The sequence below is a fragment of the Nocardia sp. NPDC003345 genome, from assembly GCF_053589395.1.
In genome coordinates, this window is sequence record NZ_JBSFRU010000348.1 from 1 (window position 1) to 6,550 (window position 6,550).

A 6,550-nucleotide genomic window follows, 5' to 3' on the forward strand; every position below is an offset into this window, starting at 1 on the left:
CTGGGCGCGCAGCAGGTTCCATACGAAAGCCGCGGCCGCGACGGACACCAGACCCAGGACCACCGCGGCCACCCAGAGCAGAGTGCGGTCGTTGATCGTCTCGGGGTCGCCGACCGCCGGCGGATTGGCCGGGTATTTGAAGAACGGCACCAGTACCACCGCGAGCCAGCCGGCCACACCGAGCCCGAGAACCAGCCGGGGCCCGGGGATCGAAGTGAAGCGTCGAGCGTAGTGGGCCGCGGTCGCGACGATCGCGCCGAAGGCCATCCCGGCCAGGGCGTTCGCGAGGAACTGCCCGAATTTCTGCCAGGGCCGGCTGACCACGGCTTCGTCCTCGCCGTGACTGTGCCCGCCGCCGGCCTCTTCCGCGTGACTGTGCCCGGCCTCGGCGTCATGGGATTCCGCCGCCGGTGCGGCCGCCGCCTCTTCGATCGCGATCGCCGCGTCCACCTTGGGTTCGCCGACGAAATTACCGACGATCCCGGCCAGCAGGCCGGCGATCAGCCCGGCGAGAAGTCCACGGATGAGCAGGGCACCGAATGATCCGGTCAGTGGCACGGCACACCGAGCAGATGTCGTCCGTCGTGCATCAGCTCATGCATGAACATCCCGCTGCGCGAGATGGCGCCCTGATCGAAACCGACCAGGTACAGCGTGAGCAATGCCAGTAGAACGACACCGACGGTGACGAGTACGGTCGCCAGTGTGTCGGCGCCCCGGGACGGGGCGTGGGCGATGGCCATGATGGATCCTCCTCATCCGGATGCTCGCGTCCGGTTCGCGAGTTCTGCGAAGATGCCGGTGTCTGGCTCCGTCCGTTCCGCACAGGTCCGGACTTACAGTGGCGCGACCGCTCCGGGTTTCCACCGGATTACCGCCTCACCTTCGCTTTCTCTGGAACTGTGACACCCCCGCGCGCGGTCGTCAATATCCGGTCGCCGAAACGGCACCGGCCACGGCACCCGCGGGTGCCGTGGCCGGTCGATTGTCCGTATGGGGCTCAGGAAGCGGGCTTACCCGCGACATCCAGCACGACCTCGAATTCGAGCAAGGAGGCGCCGGTCGCCACCGGCTTGTTCTGCTGCCCGGCGTGGGCTTCCTTGGCCGGCCCGTCCCGCCACGCGGCGAACGATTCCTCGGAATCCCACTGGGTGACCACGAAGTACCGGTTCTCTCCGGCGGTCGGCCGCAGCAGCTGGAAGCCGAGGAACCCGGGCGAATTCTCGACAGCGTGCGCGCGGTGGGCGAACCGCTTCTCCAGCTCCGGACCCGCGCCTTCGGGGATCTCGATCGCATTGATCTTCACAACAGCCATAGGTCCATAGTGCCCGCCGTTCGGCGGGGCGGGGGCAGGGGCCTGTCGATCCCGGGCCTTCGGCGCCCGGCGCGGGGATCGCGCACGGCCGCGGACATCGGGACACTCGACAGCCCGGCCCCGGGCGCCGCATACACTCGGCCGATGCTGCACGACGAGGGCGGGGACGGCACCCCCATACTGCTGCTGCACGGTCTGATGGGTAGCGCCCGCACCTGGGTCGACCAGCTCGAATGGCTGCGTGGATACGGTCGGGTGTACACCTTCGACGCCGCCGGGCACGGGCGTCCCGCGCCGGCCGAACCGACCACCGACGCCTTCGTTGCCGATCTGGCCGCCGCCACCGCCGGGATCACCGAGCCGATGACGGTGATCGGGCATTCCATGGGAGGCCTGCACGGCTGGGTTTTCGCCGCGACGCACCCGGAGCGGGTGCGTGCGCTGGTCGTGGAGGATATGGCGGCCGATTTCACCGGCCGCACGGCCGAGCACTGGGCGGCGATGATCGAAGCGTGGCCGCAGCCCTTCCGCGACGCGGCCGCGCTCGCCGAATACTTCGGCCCGGTCGCGGGCCGCTATTTCGAGAACTCTTTCGAGCGGACTCCGCAGGGATACCGGCTGCACGGAGAGATAGCCACCTTCCGCGATATCTCCGAGGAATGGGGGGTCCGGGCGTTCTGGCCGGAATGGGGGCGGCTGCGGGTCCCCACGCTGCTGATCGAGGGCGAATACACGATCACTCCGCCCGGGCAGATGCGGCGGATGGCCGAACAGCATCCCGCCGCCGACCACGTGCTCATCCCCGCGGCCGGTCATCTGGTGCACGACGACCGGCCGGACCTCTACCGGGCCGCGGTCCAGCGGTTCCTCGACCGGGTGCTGCGGGCCCCGCTGGAGTCGGCCGCCGAGGTGTGAGCCCGGGTGCTCAGCCTTCCCCGGCGAGCGCGAACCGCCCGTCCACGGTCTGTTCGATCAGGCCGTCGACCAGCAGCGAATCCAGGGCGCGATCGCGCTGGCCGGGATCGCGGGTCCAGGCGAGATCGAGCCGGACGCGTTCCACCGGACCCTGCGCGGCGCGCAGCACGTCCATGAGCCGACCGCGGGCCTGCCGGTCGGTGCCCTCGTACTTCTGGGTCCGGCGGGTGGACTCGGTGACCGGACGGCCCGCCGACACCCACGCGCAGCGCGGCAGCGGGCAGTATTCGCAGCCCGGGTTGCGTGCGGTGCACACGGTGGCCCCGAGTTCCATGAGCGCGGCGGAGAACCGGGCGGCACGATCCACCCGAATCGGCAGCAGTGCCTCGGTCTCCCGCAGATCCCGGGAGGCCGGATTACCGGCCTCGCTCCGTCCGTGCACGGCCCGGGCCACCACCCGGCGCACATTGGTGTCCACCACCGGCACCCTGCGGCCGTAGGCGAAGCAGGCGACCGCACGCGCGGTGTAGGCGCCGATCCCCGGCAGCCCGAGCAGCACGTCGACATCGTCGGGTACCTCGTCGCCGTGCTCGGCGGCGAGGACCTGCGCGCATTCGTGCAGACGCAGCGCCCGCCGCGGATAGCCGAGTTTGCCCCAGGCGCGCAACACCTCGCCCGGGCTCGCCGCCGCCATCGCCGAGGGCACCGGCCAGCGGGCGACCCACACCCGCCAGATCGGTTCGACCCGCACCACCGGGGTCTGCTGCAGCATGATCTCGCTCATCAGGATCTGCCAGGCGGTGACCCCCGGCCGCCGCCAGGGCAGATCGCGAGCCGTGCGGTCGTACCAGCCGAGCAGCGCGTCGGCGTCGATCGCGGTGGGATCGGTGCCCGAGGCCGCGGGGCTCGCCCCGGTATCCGGGTCTCCGACGATCCCGCTGCTCACCCGACTCGCTCCGTTCGTCCTCACCGTGCAGTACCGCCGGGGCGGCGCGGACGGAAGCCGTGCCGTAACAGGACCGAAGCAGAGGGCCGCATCGAATCGTGCAGAATGGACACCATGCCTCAGTCCAACCCGGTAAGTGCCTGGAAATCGCTGCGCGAAGGAAACGAGCGTTTCGTGAAGGGCACGTCGCAGCATCCTAGTCAGGGAGCCGCCGACCGAGCCAAGCTCGTGGCGGGCCAGAGCCCGACCGCCCTCCTGTTCGGTTGCAGCGATTCCCGCGTCGCCGCGGAATTGATCTTCGATCAGGGCCTCGGCGATATGTTCGTGGTGCGGACGGCGGGCCACGCGACCGATGCCTCGGTGCTCGGGTCGATCGAATACGGGGTCGGCGTGCTGAACATCCCACTGATCGTGGTGCTCGGCCACGAGAGCTGCGGTGCGGTGAAGGCGACGCTGGACACGCTGGACGGTGGGGAGGTGCCCGACGGTTTCATCCGCAGCATCGTCGAGAAGGTCACGCCCTCGATCCTGGCCGGCCGGCGGGAAGGACTCACCGACGCCTACGAGTTCACGGCCCGCCACGTGGTGGAGACCAGCAGCCGGCTGATGGAGCAGTCCGCCGTGGTGGCGCAGCGGGTACGGGCCGGCGAGTGCGCGATCGCCTGTGCCACGTACGGCCTCGCCGAGGGCCGGGTGCAGCTACAGCGCGTCGTCGGCGATATCGGTGAAATCGCCTGACGGCACTCGCGGTGTGCCGTTGACCGCTGTCGGCGCCCGATGCGCTTACCGTTGACACGTGTTGGAACCGACAGGACCACTTCCGCCGGAGATCTACTGGCGGCGTCGAGTATTTGCCATCGGAGCGTTGATCGTTGCGCTCGCGGTGGTGATCTGGCTGGTCGTAACCGTCTCCCGGGGCGGCGACTCGCCCGGCGCGGTGGCGGCGACCTCTTCCACCGAGACCACCGAACCCGCCGCGAGTCCGACGTCGGCGCCGTCCTCCTCCAGCACGAGCGCGGCCCGGGAAACGACCTCCGCCGGGCAGACTTCCGGCCCCGCGCCGGCGGCCTCCGGGCAGTGCGCCGATCAGTCGCTGGCGATCAAGGTATCGGTGCAGCAACCCACCTACCGGGTGGGGGAGGAACCGGTCTTCGGCATCGTGATCACCAATATCTCGGGTGAACCGTGCTCGCGCGATATGGGTTCGGGCCTGCAGCAGGTGTCGGTGCACAGCCTCGACGGTGGCCGGCGACTGTGGGCCAGTACCGACTGCTACCCCGACGGCGACCCCGATATGCGCACCCTGGATCGTGGGGAGCAGGCCGCGTTCACGGTGACCTGGACGGGCGCGACCTCGCAGCCGGAATGCGCGGGTGAGCGGGTCCCGGTGCCGACCGGCGCGTACAACGTCGTGGCACAACTCGGTTCGGTACGCAGCGCACCCGAACCGTTCAATATCGCCTGACAGCTACTTGCGCGACAGCCCGGCCAGCCGCAGGGCGCCCCGCAGGCTCGACGCCTCATGCAGCTTCAGCGGCGTGTTCTTGCCGTCCACACCCGGCGGTACCACCGCGGTCGTGAACCCGAGCCGCTCGGCCTCGGCGAGGCGGCGAGTGGTGGAGGTGATCCGGCGGACCTCACCGGCCAGCCCCACCTCGCCGAGGATCACCCAGCCGGGCGGCAGGGCGGTATCGCGGGCCGCGCTCGCGATGGCGAGAGCGATCGCCAGATCCGCCGCCGGCTCGGTCAGCCGCATCCCGCCCACAGTGGCCGCGTAAACGTCCTGTTTGCCCACATACAGTCCACAGCGGCTCTGCAGGACCGCCAGCACCATCGCGACCCGGTTGTAGTCCAGGCCGCTCACCGCGCGGCGCGGGGCCGGCACCTGGGTCTCCACGGTGAGCCCCTGGACCTCGCCCACCAGCGGACGCTTCCCGTCCATCGCCACCGTGACGGCCGTCCCCGGTACCGAATCCGCGCGATGATGCAGGAACAAGCCGGAAGGATCGGTGACACAGACGATTCCGTCGTCGCGCAGCTCGAAACAACCCACCTCGTCCGCGCTGCCGAAACGGTTCTTGATCCCCCGGATCATCCGCAACGCCGTGTTCTTGTCGCCCTCGAACTGCAACACCACATCGACCAGATGCTCGAGCGTGCGCGGCCCCGCCACCGCCCCGTCCTTGGTGACATGCCCGACGAGCAGCACCGCGATCCCGCTCGCCTTCGCCAAGGAGGTCAACGCGGCGGTCACCGCCCGGACCTGAGTGACACCGCCGATCACGCCGTCGGTATCGGGAGCCAACATCGTCTGTACCGAATCCACCACCAGCAGAGTCGGTTTCACCTGATCCACGTGCCCGAGCACCACCGCGAGATCCGACTCCGCGGCGAGATACACCCGGTCGTGCACCGCACCCGTCCGGTCCGCCCGCAGCCGCACCTGCCCCGCGGATTCCTCCGCCGTCACATACAGCGCACGCTCATCCCGCTGCCGCGCCCACCGGTGCGCGACCTCGAGCAACAGAGTGGATTTACCGACCCCCGGTTCGCCCGAGAGCAACACCACCGACCCCGCGACGATCCCGCCACCCAGAACACGGTCCAGCTCGGCCACCCCCGTGGGGCGGGCGGTCGTGGTCTGCGAATCGATCCGGGACAGCGGCGCCGCCGCAGTGGTCGGCAGCATGGCCTTCCGCCCGCCCACAGCTGCCGCCGTGGCCACGGGAAGAGCCTCGTCGACTGTTCCCCAGGCCCCACACCCCGGGCATTTCCCGACCCATTTGGCGACTTCGTGCGCGCACTCCGAACACCGGTACACGGGTTTGTTCTTGGTGACTGCCACAGGCCAGACCCTACGCAGAGGGGGCGACAGGATTCTCTGTTGGTGTGAGGGTGTGAGTTTCGGGGGTGTGGTCGGGGGTGGGGTGTCGTGGAGGTGGGGTATGGGGGTGGGAGGTGGTCTGAGAGGCGGAGGCAGGCAGGTGGGCTTGCATGTCGAGGCGAGAAAAGTGACCTTGCTCGGGAAGGTGGGGTGGTGGGCTTGCTTGTGGAGGTTGGGGAGTGACTTCACACGCCAAAGTGAGGAGGTGCATTGCTCGCCATAGTGAGACAACTGACCTTGCTCGCCGGGGTGGGGAGGTGGGGGACCGTGCACGCCGAGGTGAGACAGGTGACCTGCACGCCGGGGTGAGGCAGGTGTCCCTGCTCGCGGAGGTGAGTAGGTGACCCCGCCCGCGGAGGTGCGGAGGTGCGAAGGTGACCCCGCCCGCCAAGGCGAGAAGGTGACCTTTCTCGTCAAGGTTCTGTGTTTATTGGCGCGGCTCCGCCGCGCGGGGTTCGGCCCCCGAAGCGTCTGCTGTCAGCACGCGATA

The 6,550-nt window shown here is 69.5% G+C and carries 8 protein-coding genes and 1 riboswitch; of the genes, 3 read left to right on the forward strand and 5 right to left on the reverse strand.

Going from position 1 to position 6,550, the window contains the following annotated elements:
• The 3 genes from ACWDU1_RS27500 to mhuD form a co-directional block, all read right to left on the reverse strand.
• Nucleotides 1–558, reverse strand: a 558-nt coding sequence (locus tag ACWDU1_RS27500) for a CbtA family protein (RefSeq protein WP_450002850.1), incomplete at its 3' end; no start/stop codon positions are given.
• The gene (locus ACWDU1_RS27505; RefSeq protein WP_357429602.1) at nucleotides 549–743 is read right to left on the reverse strand and encodes a CbtB domain-containing protein; all 195 of its coding nucleotides are present in this window, start codon (nucleotides 741–743) and stop codon (nucleotides 549–551) included. The genes ACWDU1_RS27500 and ACWDU1_RS27505, both read right to left, overlap by 10 nt.
• A 36-nt stretch (nucleotides 744–779) precedes the next feature.
• Nucleotides 780–926: riboswitch (cobalamin riboswitch) on the reverse strand.
• 74 nt (nucleotides 927–1,000) lie between these two features.
• Nucleotides 1,001–1,315, reverse strand: a complete 315-nt coding sequence (gene mhuD, locus ACWDU1_RS27510; protein ID WP_058853342.1) for a mycobilin-forming heme oxygenase MhuD — start codon at nucleotides 1,313–1,315, stop codon at nucleotides 1,001–1,003.
• Between the two features lie 144 nt (nucleotides 1,316–1,459).
• Between mhuD and ACWDU1_RS27515 the strand changes: the two genes are divergently transcribed.
• On the forward strand, nucleotides 1,460–2,230 hold the full coding sequence (locus ACWDU1_RS27515) for an alpha/beta fold hydrolase (protein ID WP_450002851.1): 771 nt from the start codon (nucleotides 1,460–1,462) through the stop codon (nucleotides 2,228–2,230).
• Between the two features lie 10 nt (nucleotides 2,231–2,240).
• Here the strand turns inward: ACWDU1_RS27515 and ACWDU1_RS27520 are convergent, their stop codons facing one another.
• Nucleotides 2,241–3,104, reverse strand: coding sequence for an A/G-specific adenine glycosylase (locus ACWDU1_RS27520; protein ID WP_450002857.1), 864 nt, complete (start codon nucleotides 3,102–3,104; stop codon nucleotides 2,241–2,243).
• Nucleotides 3,105–3,290: 186 nt separating this feature from the next.
• On the opposite strand from ACWDU1_RS27520, the gene ACWDU1_RS27525 reads away from it, so the two are divergent.
• Both ACWDU1_RS27525 and ACWDU1_RS27530 read left to right on the forward strand, forming a co-directional pair.
• On the forward strand, nucleotides 3,291–3,914 hold the full coding sequence (locus ACWDU1_RS27525; RefSeq protein WP_450002853.1) for a carbonic anhydrase: 624 nt from the start codon (nucleotides 3,291–3,293) through the stop codon (nucleotides 3,912–3,914).
• A gap of 58 nt (nucleotides 3,915–3,972) precedes the next feature.
• Nucleotides 3,973–4,641, forward strand: coding sequence for a hypothetical protein (locus ACWDU1_RS27530; RefSeq protein WP_450002854.1), 669 nt, complete (start codon nucleotides 3,973–3,975; stop codon nucleotides 4,639–4,641).
• A 3-nt stretch (nucleotides 4,642–4,644) separates the two neighbouring features.
• Here ACWDU1_RS27530 and radA read toward each other — a convergent pair whose 3' ends face one another.
• Nucleotides 4,645–6,021: a DNA repair protein RadA gene (radA, locus tag ACWDU1_RS27535; RefSeq protein ID WP_450002856.1), complete on the reverse strand. Its 1,377-nt coding sequence runs from the start codon at nucleotides 6,019–6,021 to the stop codon at nucleotides 4,645–4,647.
• Nucleotides 6,022–6,550: the final 529 nt, after the last annotated feature.

Bases quoted from the DNA above. Each gene is read 5' to 3' on its own strand.
- ACWDU1_RS27525 (WP_450002853.1), top strand. From the start codon at position 3,291: ATGCCTCAGTCCAACCCGGTAAGTGCCTGGAAATCGCTGCGCGAAGGA.
- mhuD (WP_058853342.1), bottom strand. From the start codon at position 1,315: ATGGCTGTTGTGAAGATCAATGCGATCGAGATCCCCGAAGGCGCGGGT.
- ACWDU1_RS27515 (WP_450002851.1), top strand. From the start codon at position 1,460: ATGCTGCACGACGAGGGCGGGGACGGCACCCCCATACTGCTGCTGCAC.
- ACWDU1_RS27505 (WP_357429602.1), bottom strand. From the start codon at position 743: ATGGCCATCGCCCACGCCCCGTCCCGGGGCGCCGACACACTGGCGACC.